The 13,802-nt window shown below is 63.7% G+C and carries 14 protein-coding genes; 5 read left to right on the top strand and 9 right to left on the bottom strand.

Annotated elements, in window-relative coordinates; genetic code table 11:
• Window positions 1–100: 100 nt before the first annotated feature.
• The 3 genes from GJB56_RS02525 (at window position 101) to GJB56_RS02515 (ending at window position 2,262) form a co-directional block, all read left to right on the top strand.
• Entirely contained in the window at window positions 101–766 is a 666-nt protein-coding gene (locus tag GJB56_RS02525) for a fasciclin domain-containing protein (RefSeq protein ID WP_007728616.1), read from the top strand.
• Window positions 767–854: 88 nt separating this feature from the next.
• The gene (locus GJB56_RS02520) at window positions 855–1,523 is read left to right on the top strand and encodes a sigma-70 family RNA polymerase sigma factor (protein ID WP_019747585.1); all 669 of its coding nucleotides are present in this window, start codon (window positions 855–857) and stop codon (window positions 1,521–1,523) included.
• A gap of 1 nt (window position 1,524) precedes the next feature.
• Window positions 1,525–2,262 carry an anti-sigma factor gene (locus GJB56_RS02515; protein WP_019747584.1) on the top strand — a complete coding sequence of 246 codons (738 nt, stop codon included), beginning with the start codon at window positions 1,525–1,527 and terminating at the stop codon, window positions 2,260–2,262.
• Between the two features lie 76 nt (window positions 2,263–2,338).
• Here the strand turns inward: GJB56_RS02515 and groL are convergent, their stop codons facing one another.
• Together groL and groES are read right to left on the bottom strand one after the other, a co-directional pair.
• Window positions 2,339–3,949 (bottom strand): chaperonin GroEL, encoded by a 1,611-nt coding sequence (gene groL / locus GJB56_RS02510; RefSeq protein WP_019747583.1) that lies wholly within the window; start codon window positions 3,947–3,949, stop codon window positions 2,339–2,341.
• An 86-nt stretch (window positions 3,950–4,035) separates the two neighbouring features.
• Window positions 4,036–4,335 (bottom strand): co-chaperone GroES, encoded by a 300-nt coding sequence (groES, locus tag GJB56_RS02505; RefSeq protein ID WP_003940763.1) that lies wholly within the window; start codon window positions 4,333–4,335, stop codon window positions 4,036–4,038.
• 233 nt (window positions 4,336–4,568) lie between these two features.
• On the opposite strand from groES, the gene GJB56_RS02500 reads away from it, so the two are divergent.
• On the top strand, window positions 4,569–6,284 hold the full coding sequence (locus tag GJB56_RS02500) for a TIGR03767 family metallophosphoesterase (RefSeq protein ID WP_019747582.1): 1,716 nt from the start codon (window positions 4,569–4,571) through the stop codon (window positions 6,282–6,284).
• 19 nt (window positions 6,285–6,303) lie between these two features.
• Here GJB56_RS02500 and GJB56_RS02495 read toward each other — a convergent pair whose 3' ends face one another.
• The gene (locus GJB56_RS02495; RefSeq protein WP_020906930.1) at window positions 6,304–6,864 is read right to left on the bottom strand and encodes a potassium channel family protein; all 561 of its coding nucleotides are present in this window, start codon (window positions 6,862–6,864) and stop codon (window positions 6,304–6,306) included.
• A gap of 161 nt (window positions 6,865–7,025) precedes the next feature.
• Between GJB56_RS02495 and GJB56_RS02490 the strand changes: the two genes are divergently transcribed.
• Window positions 7,026–8,612, top strand: a complete 1,587-nt coding sequence (locus tag GJB56_RS02490; RefSeq protein ID WP_113683078.1) for an Hsp70 family protein — start codon at window positions 7,026–7,028, stop codon at window positions 8,610–8,612.
• Window positions 8,613–8,630: 18 nt separating this feature from the next.
• Here GJB56_RS02490 and tsaD read toward each other — a convergent pair whose 3' ends face one another.
• From tsaD to alr, 6 genes are all read right to left on the bottom strand, one after another.
• On the bottom strand, window positions 8,631–9,668 hold the full coding sequence (gene tsaD, locus GJB56_RS02485; protein WP_029254929.1) for a tRNA (adenosine(37)-N6)-threonylcarbamoyltransferase complex transferase subunit TsaD: 1,038 nt from the start codon (window positions 9,666–9,668) through the stop codon (window positions 8,631–8,633).
• Window positions 9,665–10,159 carry a ribosomal protein S18-alanine N-acetyltransferase gene (gene rimI, locus GJB56_RS02480; RefSeq protein ID WP_020906927.1) on the bottom strand — a complete coding sequence of 165 codons (495 nt, stop codon included), beginning with the start codon at window positions 10,157–10,159 and terminating at the stop codon, window positions 9,665–9,667. Before rimI ends, tsaD begins: the two co-directional genes overlap by 4 nt.
• Window positions 10,160–10,169: 10 nt before the next feature.
• A complete protein-coding gene (gene tsaB / locus GJB56_RS02475) occupies window positions 10,170–10,868 on the bottom strand; it encodes a tRNA (adenosine(37)-N6)-threonylcarbamoyltransferase complex dimerization subunit type 1 TsaB (RefSeq protein WP_020906926.1) in 699 nt (232 codons plus the stop codon).
• Between the two features lie 165 nt (window positions 10,869–11,033).
• The gene (tsaE, locus tag GJB56_RS02470) at window positions 11,034–11,525 is read right to left on the bottom strand and encodes a tRNA (adenosine(37)-N6)-threonylcarbamoyltransferase complex ATPase subunit type 1 TsaE (protein WP_019747576.1); all 492 of its coding nucleotides are present in this window, start codon (window positions 11,523–11,525) and stop codon (window positions 11,034–11,036) included.
• A complete protein-coding gene (locus GJB56_RS02465; protein WP_003940782.1) occupies window positions 11,515–12,567 on the bottom strand; it encodes an alpha/beta fold hydrolase in 1,053 nt (350 codons plus the stop codon). Before GJB56_RS02465 ends, tsaE begins: the two co-directional genes overlap by 11 nt.
• Entirely contained in the window at window positions 12,564–13,766 is a 1,203-nt protein-coding gene (alr, locus tag GJB56_RS02460; protein WP_060938805.1) for an alanine racemase, read from the bottom strand. Before alr ends, GJB56_RS02465 begins: the two co-directional genes overlap by 4 nt.
• Window positions 13,767–13,802 lie beyond the last annotated feature (36 nt).

The raw sequence follows: 13,802 nt of genomic DNA, 5'->3' as shown, positions 1-13,802 counted from the left end.
TCCTGAAAAGAATTTCCGACTCCGACCCATCCTGTCGACAACCGACTCCGAATGCCTTCTGACAGTGCACCTCAGCACATCCCTTCAGGAAGGCAGACCCATGAACACCTCTACTCGAGTTCTGGCAGTCACCGCAGCAGCCTCTTTCGCCGTCTTCGGCGTCGTCGGTTGCTCCTCCGACGACAACGATTCGTCGACCGACACGTCCAGCGCCGCCATGACGTCTTCTGCCATGGGATCGAGCATGTCTCCCAGCAGCGCGATGGCGGAGCCTGCTTCTGATCTGGTCGGTGCCGGTTGTGCCGACTATGCAGCCGCAGTGCCGAGCGGCGCCGGATCGGTCAGCGGAATGGCCCAGGATCCGGTTGCCACAGCGGCATCCAACAATCCTTTGCTCACCACCTTGACCGCGGCAGTCTCCGGACAGCTCAACCCGGACGTCAACCTGGTCGACACTCTCAACGGCGGCGAGTTCACCGTCTTCGCGCCGATCGACTCGGCATTCGCCAAGATCGACCCCGCGACGATCGACAGCCTCAAGACGGACAGCGCCACGCTCACCAAGATCCTCACCTACCACGTGGTTCCCGGCCAGATCGCTCCTGACGCGATCGACGGAACGCACCCCACCGCCGAGGGCGGAACGGTCACAGTCACCGGATCCGGTGACAACATCAAGGTCAACGACGCAACTGTCGTCTGCGGTGGAGTCAAGACCGCAAACGCCACCGTCTACCTCATCGATTCGGTGCTGATGCCGCAGTAGTCCCCACCTGCTGTGCGCCTTTATTAACCCCCCGCGGTTAATAAAGGCGCACAGCGGCCAACGGCGGGCCGAGAGAAAAGAACCGGACATGCACGCTACGGTTGTACGCGATGAAGCGAGACAACTCTTCGTGAGCGAGCCAGACCATGCGTCGGATGCGGCCGACGCATGCCCGACGGACAATTCTGCGGCCCGCACCGCGCGAATCGTGGAATCACGCGAGCTGGCAGTGATCCTCGCGAACGTGGCCGGTGGCGACCAGAGCGCCTTTGCCGAGTTCTACGACCGAACCAGCTCCCGTGTCTACGGCATGGTTCTCCGTGTACTCCGTGATCCAGGCTTCTCCGAGGAAGCGGTCCAAGAGGTCTACCTCCAAGCCTGGAAATCGGCCGACAGCTTCGATCCTGCCAAGGGGTCCGCACTCTCCTGGCTTCTGACACTTGCCCACCGCCGCGCGGTGGATCGCGTGCGCTCCGAACAGTCGAGTTCGGATCGACAGGCTCTCTACGACACCACCAATGCCACTCCCGAGTTCGACGTCGTCAGCGACGAAGTGACACGAAGAGACGAGCATCGTGCTGTCACCGACTGTCTCGAAACGCTGACGGACACTCAGCGCCAATCGGTGACTCTCGCCTATTACGGCGGCCGAACGTACCGCGAGGTGGCCGAAGATCTCGGCGTGGCGATTCCCACGATCAAGTCGCGAATTCGCGACGGACTACTGCGCCTACGTGGATGTTTGGGGGTGATGTGAGATGGACGAAGAGCTGATCGACTACGCGTACGCCTACGCGATCGATGCGTTGGACCTCGACGAGCGCCGTGAGGTCGACAGACGACTTGCCGCTTCGGACTCCGCGACCCGCGCCGAATTCGACGCCCAGGTCCGACTCACCTCCGAAACCATGGCCGCGATGACCGTCGTCGACGCCGTCGAGCCCCCGCCGTCACTGCGCAGCAGCGTCCTCGCCTCGATCGCAGAACAGACCGCGGCTCCCAACGCCCCGGTTTCGCTGGCCGAGCGTCGTAACCGTCGACGCCCGTGGACCATGGCACTTGCGGCGGCCGCCGCAGTCGCAATCCTGGTCGGCGGCATCGGAATCGGACGCACGCTGTCCGACAACACGCCGCCGCAGAACCCCGCATCCGAAATCATGGCAGCACCCGACGTTCATGCCACGACGCGTGACATCCCGGGCGGCGGTAGTGCCACGACGCTGTTCTCGCCCTCCGAAGACGCCGCAGTCCTCGTGATGAACGATGTGACTCCCCCGAGTCCGGATACCGTCTACCAGATGTGGCTGGTGCCGGGCGACACCGACGACACCACGATGATCCCGATGGGGACGATGGCTCCGAGCGACGTCAAACCCACTACCCAGGTGGTGCTCGACGGCATCGGCCCGAACACGAAGTTGGCGTTCACGGTCGAACCGCCCGGCGGATCGCAGCAGCCCACCAGCGAGCCGTTCGCAACGATCCCGCTCATCTGATCGCCAGACGAAAGAAGAGATCCCCCACCGGAATCCGGTGGGGGATCTCTTCTTTGTCGAAACTACGAGCAGCGAGCTAGTGGCTGTGACCGTGTCCGGTGTCGGCAACTGCCTCGGTCGGCTTCTCGACGACAGCGCTCTCGGTCGTGAGGATCATGCGCGCGACGGAAGCGGCGTTGACCACTGCCGAGCGAGTGACCTTGACCGGGTCGACGACGCCGTCGGCAAGCAGGTTGCCGTAGGTGAGGGTGGCAGCGTTGAAGCCTTCGCCCTTGGTCATCTCGGCGACCTTGCTGACAACGACGGATCCGTCGATGCCTGCGTTGCTGGAGATCCAGAACAACGGAGCGTTGAGTGCTTCACGGACCACGGCAACGCCGGTGGCCTCGTCACCCGACAGGCCGAGGTTCCCGATCAGAGCCGTACCGGCCTGAACGAGAGCCGATCCGCCACCGGGGACGATGCCCTCGGCAACTGCTGCCTTGGCTGCGTTGACCGCGTCCTCGACGCGGAACTTGCGTTCCTTGAGATCGGTTTCGGTGGCTGCGCCGACCTTGATGACGGCCACGCCGCCGGACAGCTTCGCCAGACGCTCTTCGAGCTTCTCGCGGTCCCAATCCGAATCGGTGTTCTCGATCTCGCGACGCAACTGCGCGACGCGGGTCGCGATGTCGTCAGCGGTGCCGGCACCGTCGACGATGACCGTCTCGTCCTTGGTGACGACAACGCGGCGAGCGCTGCCGAGCAGGTCGAGGCCGGCTTCCTTCAGGGAGAGGCCGACGTCGGTGTTGATGACGGTGCCTGCCGTGACGACTGCGAGGTCGTCGAGGAATGCCTTGCGACGATCACCGAAGAACGGCGCCTTGACGGCGACGGCCTTGATGGTCTTGCGGATGGAGTTGACCACCAGGGTGGAGAGAACTTCACCCTCGACGTCCTCGGCGATGATCAAGAGCGGCTTGCCGGATTCGGCAACCTTCTCGAGCAGCGGCAGGAAGTCGGGAAGTGAGCTGATCTTCTCGCGGAAGAGCAGGATCAACGCATCTTCGTAGACGGCCTTCTGCGCATCGATGTCGGTGACGAAGTAGGGCGAGAGGTAGCCCTTGTCGAACTGAACGCCTTCGGTGACAACGAGTTCGGTTGCAACGGTGGAGGATTCCTCGACCGTCACGACGCCGTCGGTTCCGACACGGGTGAGTGCCTCGCCGACGAGCTTGCCGATCTCTTCGTCACGCGAGGAGACGGTGGCGACCTGGGCGATCGACTTCTCGCCCTCGACCGGGGTGGCCGCGGCGAGCAGTTCCTCGACGACCTTGTCGGCTGCGGCGTTGATGCCGACGCCGAGCGCCATCGGGTTCGCGCCCGCTGCGATGTTCTTGAGTCCGCCGCGGACGATGGCCTGGGCCAGAACGGTCGCGGTGGTGGTGCCGTCGCCGGCAACATCGTTGGTCTTGGTGGCGACGCTCTTGACGAGCTGTGCGCCGAGGTTCTCGAAGGGATCTTCGAGCTCGATCTCACGGGCGATGCTCACACCGTCGTTGGTGACGGTGGGGCCGCCGAATGCCTTGGCGAGCACGACGTGGCGTCCACGCGGGCCCAAGGTCACCTTGACGGCGTCGGCAAGCTTGTCGACTCCGGCTTCGAGAGCGCGGCGTGCGGTCTCGTTGAACGCAATTTGCTTGGACATCTGTTCTGTCAGCTCCTGAATCTTCGGGGCGTGAACGCATTCCGCCCCGGGATCCTGTGTGGACTCCGGGGCGGATCACGTGTGTCTTACTTGGAGACGACAGCCAGCACGTCGCGTGCCGACAGGATCAGGTATTCCTGGCCGGCGTACTTGATCTCGGTTCCGCCGTACTTGGAGTAGATGACCGTGTCACCCTCCTTGACGTCGACCGGGATGCGGTTGCCCTGCTCGTTGACGCGGCCTTCGCCGACTGCAACGACGGTGCCCTCCTGGGGCTTTTCCTTGGCTGTGTCAGGAATGACCAGGCCGGAAGCCGTCGTCGTTTCAGCCTCGTTGGCCTGGACGAGGATCTTGTCCTCGAGCGGCTTGATGTTGACGCTCGCCACGATGAGCCCTCCACTTTGGGGTATGTGCGTCCGAGGCGATCCTCGGACGGCTGTTTGGGTATGCCGTTTACGGCGCGTCACTGCAGTCCCGTCGTCGCGGGTGCCGGAACTCGATCAGCGCCAATTGGCACTCTATACGTGAGAGTGCCAACCCTCAAGGACTGGGCGCATTTTTCTCTTCGTCCAGAGCGAAACAGGACAGCCGTCCACCACGTTCACCTATTGTTCACTTCGTGACGAACATCAATCGCCGTAGTTTTCTGACCTTCGCCGGACTCGGCGCCGTCGGCGCGGTCAGCCTTGGCAAGCCGTGGGGCCTGCAATACGCAGGCGCGTCGACCATTCCGACGTCAGGTCCCGGCACCACTCTCGAGTCCGTGTCCACGCCCGTCAGCAGCAGCGGCTACACCAGGCTCACCGCCGGTCCCGGTTGGGCGAACATCGTGCGCAGCGAGTTGGCCGAGCCGAAGTCAGGACGCGAGGACCGACGCACCGCGCTCGCCTCACTCGTGCAGTTGACCGACGTCCACATCGTCGACGCCCAGTCCCCCATGCGCTTCGAATACGTCCATCAGATCACCGGCTCGGCGTTCCGCCCCCAGGAGACCTTGACGGCGCACGGGTTGATTTCGCTTGTCCGACGCGTCAATTCGATCGGGAGCGGCCCGCACACCTCGCGCCCCTTCGATGCCGTTGTCACCACCGGCGACAACACGGACAACAAGGAATTCGCCGAACTCGACTGGTTCCTCACCTCACTCAACGGCGGAACCGTCGTCGCCAACACCGGCGCCAAGGACCGCTACGAGGGTGTGCAGAACTCGGGTGCCGATCTGTACTGGAACCCTGAATCGCCGATGCTCGACATGTACAAGAAGGCCGGCTTCCCGGAGATTCCGGACTTCTTCGGGGCCGCGTTCACTCCCGTGTCGAGCCCCGGCCTGAACACCCCTTGGTACTGCGTGTTCGGCAACCACGACGATTCGGTGTCCGGCACGGTGCCAAGCGGCATCCCACCGCTCGAAGCGATGTACACGGGATCTCTCAAATTCGAGGTGCCCGGTTCACCGGAGCAGGCCAAGCAGATCGACATCGCCACCAAGTTCGATCCCAGTGCGATTCCCGGAATCCTGTCCGCCTTCACGACGCCGCCGCGCCAGGTCACCCCCGACCCGTCGCGCGCACCGTTCACACCCCGGCAGTTCATCGCCGCACACCTTGATCCCGCGCACACCGGCCCCGGCCCTGTCGGGCACGGTTTCGCCCCCGACGCCGGCGAAACCGGTATCGGCTACTACTCGTTCCAGATCGCACCGGGCGTCGTCGGCATCAGCATGGACTCCACCAACCGCGCAGGCCTTGTCGACGGTTCGCTGGGCGCCGCTCAGTTCCAGTGGATCGAGAACACCCTGCGCGCCGGCAGCAGCACCTACTACGACGCCGCGGGCTCTCGCGTCACCGAGTCGCGCAGTGACACGTATTTCGTGCTGTTCAGTCACCACACGAGCGACACGATGGACAATCTCATTCCCGACCCCGAGAACGTCCTCGAGCCGCGCCTGCGCGGTTCACAGCTTCTGGACTTGCTGCATCGTTTCCCGAACGTACTTGCCTGGGTGAACGGACACACCCACGAGAACAAGATCACCCCGTGGCCCGGCGCGACCCCCGAGCAGGGCTTCTGGGAGATCAACACCGCCTCTCACATCGACTACCCGCAGCTCGGGCGCATCATCGAGATCGCGGACAATCACGACGGAACGGTGTCGTTGCTTGCGACGCTCTTCGAAGCGGAAAGTCCCAATTCAGTCGAGTACAGCGACAAGTCGGCGGCCGGGCTCGCCTCGCTGTACCGCGAACTGTCGTTCAACGACATCCACCGCGACCCGAAGTTGACGGGTACCGGCGTCGACCAGAACGTCGAATTGTTGGTCCACACCGGACGATGACTCCGATTGCCGCAGTGTCCTAGGTGATTTCAGGTCCGCTCGAAGGCGAGCGGTGCGCTTTCGCCCACGACACTGCGGCAACCACGAATCGAACGCCGAATCCGATCAACACCAGATTGCAGACGATCTGAAGGCTCACGAGTCCCCTGGCAAGGTCCGTCTGTGCAGCGATGTCGCCGAAGCCGACGGTCGAGAACACCGACAGCGAAAAGTACAGGGCCGCCATACGCGACAGCGGTTCGGTGAAACTGCCGGCACTCGCATGCTCGACCGAAAAATAGGTGATGGACACCAACAGCAAGTAGGTCGGCATCACGACCGCCACTGCTTCGACCGCCTGTAGAGAAGGCACATCGGAACGCAGAATTCGACGCACCTGCCAGGTCGTCACGGCAAGCACCGCTGCCCCTCCACCGATCAAGAGGAAAATCGCACCCACTGTGTGGACATCGATCCACGGCAGGAAGAAGTACGCACATCCGAAGGCGATCATCGTCAGCGTGGGTCGAAGCACCGCACCCCGGATCAGCGCGCGTCGTCGATCCCGGTCGATGTGGGGAGAATCGCCTTTTTTCCGCATGAATCAATGATCGACAATTTCGCAGGTAAAACCACCCTTTCGGTCCGAAAAGGGTGTCATGGAGACAAAAAGCACTGAGCAATCCTCACGAACCTTCTGTAACGTTCATATAACGGCGGTCGATTGAACATTGACCGGTATTGACTGTGAGGAGGTGCGCGATGAGTTGTTCACTGGGAATTTCCACTGGATCTTCCGGTGTCTATTCAGCACTCGTCGACACCGATACCAGCACAAACGCGCCAGGAGCGGTGCCTGCCGAGACTCGCTTCGTCTCGGCGGATCAGGCCAATTCCAACGTCGGTGACCTCGTCCGGGCGTCCATCAAGCTGATGACGACGCAGGTAACGGACGGATCTGAAGCGCCGCGCTCGATCGGTGTCAGCTATCGCACGGACGACCAGCTCGCGAGCATCAGGTCATCTCTCTCGCGCTCGCCGAAGCAGGTCCGTGCCATCCCCGAACCTGCCGCAGTACACGCGTATCTCGCCGAGACCGGGAAAACCGAGCGGTACGACACGACAGCTCAGGTGGACGTCGGCGATCAGGGTCTGACGGTGTCCGTCGTCGATCACACCGGTGAGGTTCTGCATTCCGACCGTATCGACGCCCTCGCGGGGGCCGGAATCGACCGGGCATTGGTCGACTTCGTGACGGAGAAGGCGCCAGGGCACCTGCGCCGGTACACCGACGCGGAGCTTCTTGCTGCCCGGTGCCACGTCGCGAAGGAGCAACTGTCCACGGCCGCCAAGGTGACCATCGACCTTCCCGTCGACGCAATGGCGATCACGCGCGACGAGTTCGAAGCCATCATCGCCCCGGATATCGAGCGCGCCGTCACCTTCATCCGTGAAGTCGTGAACGGCTCACCGCGGCCGGTCGGTGCCGTTGTGCTCATCGGCGGTGGCGCACACATTCCGGCCGTGCGGTCCGCCGTCGCCGCTGCCGTCGACCTCCCCTTGGTCGAGATCGTCGAGCCCGAGACTGCGGCAACCAAAGGTGCTGCACTCCTGGCAGATTCGATCACCGCAATTCGTTTCCCCTTGCTGGGCTCCGGAAGTGACCAGCGCTCGGGATCCACCGCCAAGGTCTCGGGAGCTTTGATCGGTGCGCTCGTGGTCGGCGGACTGGTACTCGGCTACGGCGCAAAGGAATTGGTGCCGACCGACGACACCGCGGTCTCTCCTGTCGGAACCGGTTCGACCACGACGACGGTGAGCCCCGAAGCGACGCCGAGCACCGGATCGACGATCATCCCCTCGCATGATCCTCTGCCTTCGGTAGTGGGCAGCACGTTCCCGCAGTACGGCTATCCCACAACGCCGTTCGACTCACAGCCGTTCGACACTCACTCGTACACAACGCATCAGTACACGCTTCCGCCGGCGCCGATACCGGACACGTCGACGACAACCACACCGCCGACGACGACAACGACCACTCCGAATTGGCCGACCATCCCCGGAATCACGCTGCCCGATCCACCGGCGTGGTGGCCGACGCTTCCGGACACCGAGGCGACTCCCCCGGTCGATCCGACCGAGGCAAACCCCGGCGGCGGTCTCGGCCCGGGTGAGAGCGGCGGCGAAAACCCGACGACGCCGGAAAATCCTGGATCCGGTTCCACCGAAACCGAACTCACCACCCCCGGTGGTGATCCGACGACAGAACCCGGTGAACCGAATACCTCGACGCCCGAACCCGGCCCCGCGACCACACCGGATCGGGAACCGGTCCCAGTCGGTTGATTCTCAGTCGGTTGATTCTCAGCGCATCAACTGGCTGACCGAGACCGACAGCCCCGGGTCCGTGGCAACACTCAATTCCGAAGGGCCTGCACCGTTTCCGATCAGGTGGGCAGCCAACGAAGCGATCATCACGCCGTTGTCCGTGCACAGTCGAGGTTTCGGAATGCGCAACGTGATGCCGGCTTCGGCGCAGCGCTGCTCGGCGAGTGAGCGGATACGTGAATTGGCCGTGGCGCCGCCGCCGAGAACCAACGTGTCGACCCCGACGTCCTTGGCTGCACGCACTGCCTTCATCGTCAGGACGTCGGCAACCGCTTCCTGGAACGAGGCAGCGATGTCCGGGATCGAAAAGGCCTCGCCTGCGCGCTCTTTCGATTCGACATAGCGGGCGACGGACGTCTTGAGTCCCGAGAACGAGAAGTCGTGCCGCGAATCGCGCGGACCGGTCATGCCGCGAGGGAAGGCGATTGCGTTCCGATCTCCCTCTTGCGCAGCAGCATCGAGTGCCGGTCCGCCGGGAAAGCCGAGCCCGAGCAGTCTGGCCACCTTGTCGAAGGCCTCACCGGCGGCGTCGTCGACAGTCGTGCCCAGTTCGACAATGGGCTTGCCCAGATCTTCGACGTGAAGCAGGTGCGTGTGACCGCCGGAGACCAGCAATGCGACGCACGAGGGCAACGGACCGTGCTCGAGAGTGTCAACCGAGACGTGACCGCCGAGATGATTGACCGCATAGAACGGGATGTTCCAGGCTGCGGCATAGGCTTTCGCGGCGGCGACACCGACCAGTAGCGCACCGGCCAGGCCGGGTCCGATGGTGACGGCAAGTGCGTCGGGCTTCTCGATACCGGCGGCAGCAAGGGCACGGCGCATCGTCGGCACTATCGCCTCGAGGTGAGCCCGCGAGGCTACTTCGGGAACCACTCCCCCGTACCTGGCGTGCTGATCCACGCTCGATGCCACCTCGTCGGCCAACAGGTCGCAGGTTCCGTCACCGTTCCAGCGAACGATACCGACACCTGTTTCGTCGCAAGAGCTTTCGACACCCATGACGATCATGCTTGCTGCTCCTCAATTTCGCGGACACCGAGCACGGCGGGCCGTCTCATCGTGTACGCATCTGCCCCACTGGGCTGGTAGTACTTCTTTCGTGTTCCGACGATCTCGAATCCTTCGCGCCGGTACAGCGCGATGGCAGGGTCGTTGTCGGTGCGCACTTCCAGGAACACCGGACACTGCCGTGAATCCGCCAGGGTCAGAAGCGCATCGAGCAACGCGCCGCCGATTCCCAGTCGCTGAGCCGAGGGATCGGTACCGATGGTGTGAACCTCGGCCTCCATGTTCGGCGACGCGCCCAACAACGCGACTCCGGCGTAGCCGAGGACGTGACCGTCGGGTTCCCTGGCAACGAAGTAATGATTATGTGCGCCCGCAAGTTCCGAGACAAACGCTTGCGCGCTCCAGGGTCCGTCGCCCGCGAACAACGCGCGCTCCAACTCCCCGCACCGTTCGGCGTCATCGACGTTCATCGGCTCGATGCTGTACTTCATCTGCTCGGTCTCACTTGCCACGTTCTGCGAGGGTCTTCGCGTCCGGGCGTCGGAGGTACAACGGCTCGAGCGGGGCCGGAACCGATCCGGCCAGAATCTCGCGAGCAGCGACTGTGACCAAGCCGGCCGGTGAGGGTGTCTCCGCCGGGTCGACGGGCAGATCGAAGAAGTCCACGTGCGAAGCAGATCCGGCAATCAGCGTCGAAGGCGAAGGATCAACGTCGCCGGCGGAATTCACAGCCGGTCCTTCGACGCGCACTCCGCCGTCGTAGCGCGCCCAATAGATCTCGCGACGCCTCGCGTCAGTCACGACGAGCAGGCTCTGTGTGGTCGGTACCGCAGCCGCGATGGCGTCGAGGCTGCACACGCCGTACACGGGAACACCGAGTGCATCACCGAAGGCAGCGCCTGTCGCCATGCCGACACGCAGTCCGGTGTACGGCCCCGGCCCGACACCCACGACGACGGCGTTCAACTCTGCCGGCGTGAGCCCGGCCTCGGCGAGGCATTCGAGGACGTGAGGGGTCAAGACCTCGGCGTGCGCACGAGGATTGACCGTGACACGCACGGCAAGCGTCTCCACTGTGCCCGGTGACTCGGTGCCAGGCGACTCGGTGCCCGGTGACTCTGCGTCCGGTGACGGAGCAGACAGGGAGACGACTCCGGCAGTGACTGCCGGAGTGGAGGTGTCAATTGCGAGAACAAGCACGATTTCTCAGGGTACCCGCACGTGAAGAACTACTTCCGGCCCGGGAGGGTCACTACGTCCGTAACACCAAACGCCGTTTCACGACGTCTGCGACACCAAACGCCGTTTCACGACGTCTGCGACACGAAACGCCGTTTCACGACGTCTGCGACACAAAACGCCGTTTCACGACGTCCAGGACCAACTCGCAGTCCGCACATCCGATTCAGGTTCCCGATGAAGCTGCACTCGCAAGTGTCGTTCGACGAGCCTTTCCACGACGTCACCACCCCATTCGACCACCACCACTGCATCGGTGAGGTCGGTGTCGAGGTCGAGGGCATCGAGTTCGTCGAGCGCATGCGGTCCGCTGTCTCCCAGCCGGTATGCGTCGACGTGGATCATGCCGACGGGAACTCCGCCGCCGGGGCGGGTGCCCGGACGATGCTCACGAGCGATGACAAACGTCGGGGACGTCACCCGGCCCTGCACTCCGAGCCCTGCGCCGATTCCGCGCGTCAACGCGGTCTTGCCCGCCCCGAGTGGCCCGTCCAGCACCACCAGGTCGCCGGCAACAAGTCCCGCCGCCAACCGTCGGCCGAAAGCCTCGGTGTCCTCGGCCGTTTCCAACGTGATCTGTCCGGATTCGGGAAGTCCCGTGGCGTTCTCAGCCGACATCGGACCGCTCTTCTACCTGTGCACGCTGCACCAGCTTGTCGATTGCGTCCGTCACGATCGCCGGGAACTCGAGCTGCACCAGATGGCCGGCCCCGTGAACTCTCACGAGTTCAGACTCGGGGAGATCGGCAGCGAGACGCTTGGAGCTGATGAACGGAATCATCATGTCTTGATCGCCGCAGATCACGACTGCCGGTGTGTGCGCGAGGACCTCGAGGGACGCGGACTCGTCGTGCAGTTCCAACGTCCGCAAGAAATTGACGATGGTCACGACCGAGGTCCGGTCGAGCATGCCGTCCGACAGCTCATGCAGTCGTGGGCTGACATCGGTGCCGTAAGACGCTGCACGCAGGATCGGCGTGATCAGTACTCGCGCAGCGCCCCGGGCGTGCTGAACCACTCCTGGCGAGGTGCGCACTGCCAACCGGAACCCGTCGATGATCGGATTCTGCAGATTGCGGGTCAGACCGGTCTCGGCCAGCCCTGCCGCCGTCGTCGCGACCAGCCCGACGCCGATGACTCGGCCCTCGAACCATTCGGGTCGCTGACCGGCAAGCGCGAGCACCGTCATGCCGCCCATCGAGTGGCCGACGAGAACTATCGGTCCCTTGGGCACTTTGGCCTCGACGACAGTCGCGAGGTCGCGGCCAAGCTGCGAGACCGTACAACTCTTCGAACGCGGCATGCCCGAATCTCCGTGTCCGCGCTGGTCGTAGAACACCATGCGAACCTTGTTGCCCCATCGCTCTTCGAGCTGGCGGCGCTGGAAATGCCAGGACAGCGCACTCAGGCAGTACCCGTGCACGAAAACGACTGTCAGCGGAGCGTCATCCGGTCCCACTTCGCGAACTGCCAGCTCGACGCCGTCCTCGGTGCGCACCGTGCTCTTGCGGTCGCGCGTCATGAGGTCGAAGTCCTCGTCCGCGTAGATTTCCCGGCCCGGACGCGTCGCGGTCTTGAATGCATTCACGCCGGCCATCGAGCCGAGCGCCACAGCGCTGAGCAGGCCACCGAGAATGCTCATCTTTCCTGCAGTCTTCATGACGTCTCTCCCCCGATGTACGTACGCACAGTGCGTCCACGTATTCCGGTCACGACCTCGTAGTGAATGGTGTCGAGTACGTCGGCCCAGGCCTGCGCGTTGGGTTCGCCGTGATCGCCGTTGCCGAAGAAGATCGCGGTGTCGCCTTCGCGAACTCCGTCGCCGTCCGGCCCCAGGTCCACCAACACCTGGTCCATGCAGATCCGCCCGACGGCCTGGCGACGCTTGCCGCCCAACTGCACTTCGAACTTGCCGCTCAGTGAACGAGTCAGACCGTCGGCGTAGCCGACGGGAAGCAGCGCAAGAGTGGTGTCGTGCGGTGCGACCCACTGATGCCCGTAGGAGACGCCCTCTCCGGCGGCCACCTTCTTCACCAGAATCACCTTCGCTCGCAGCGTCATCGCCGGTCGTAAACCGAAATCTCCGAGTTCGGGCACCGGAGACAATCCATATATCGCAATCCCGGGTCGAACCATGTCAAATTGCAGGTCAGGACGGGTGACTGTAGCGGCGGAGTTGGAAAGATGAACGACTTCGGGGTCGAATCCGCGAGCGCGGACGTCGGCAACCGCTTCGATCAAACGCTGCTTCTGCATGTCGATGACGTCGTGATGCGGTTCGTCCGAGTGCGCAAGATGGGAGAACACTCCGCGCAGCCTTATCGTGCCCTCGTCCCGGGCAGTGGCGAGGTCGTCGAGCATCTGCGGCCACTCGGTTCTCGAGACGCCGTTGCGATTGAGACCGGTGTCCACCTTGAGCGTCAAAGTCGCCTGTTGTCCCAGAACCCGTGCCGCGTCGACGACAGCAGCCAGGTGCCGCGGCGAGGACACGCCGATCTCGACGTCGGATCGGATCGCCGAGGAGAAATCGGCGTCGAGGCCGTGCAGCCAGGCCAGGACGGGAGCGGTGATGCCTGCCTCGCGAAGGACCAGTGCCTCCGCGATGGTGGTGACGCCGAGTTCCCGCGCTCCGGCCGACAGTGCCGTCCGCGCCACCGCAACTGCGCCGTGGTTGTATCCATCCGCCTTGATGACCGCCATCAGCGCTGCATCCCCGGCAAATTCACGCAGGACACGCACGTTGTGCGCGATCGCGTCCAGATCGACGACTGCCTCCGTCTGCGGCCCTACTGCGTCGTCGAGTCGGCTCGCCTTCCCCTCCGCAGGCTCCTTCGGTGCTCTTCCCTGGGCAAGCGTCATGGCGACAATCCTGCCACCCGCGCAGAATCGGACACG

The organism is Rhodococcus sp. AQ5-07 (assembly GCF_009707305.1).
Classification (GTDB): domain Bacteria; phylum Actinomycetota; class Actinomycetes; order Mycobacteriales; family Mycobacteriaceae; genus Rhodococcus_F; species Rhodococcus_F erythropolis.
This window is presented reverse-complemented; position numbering and strand designations above follow the sequence as displayed.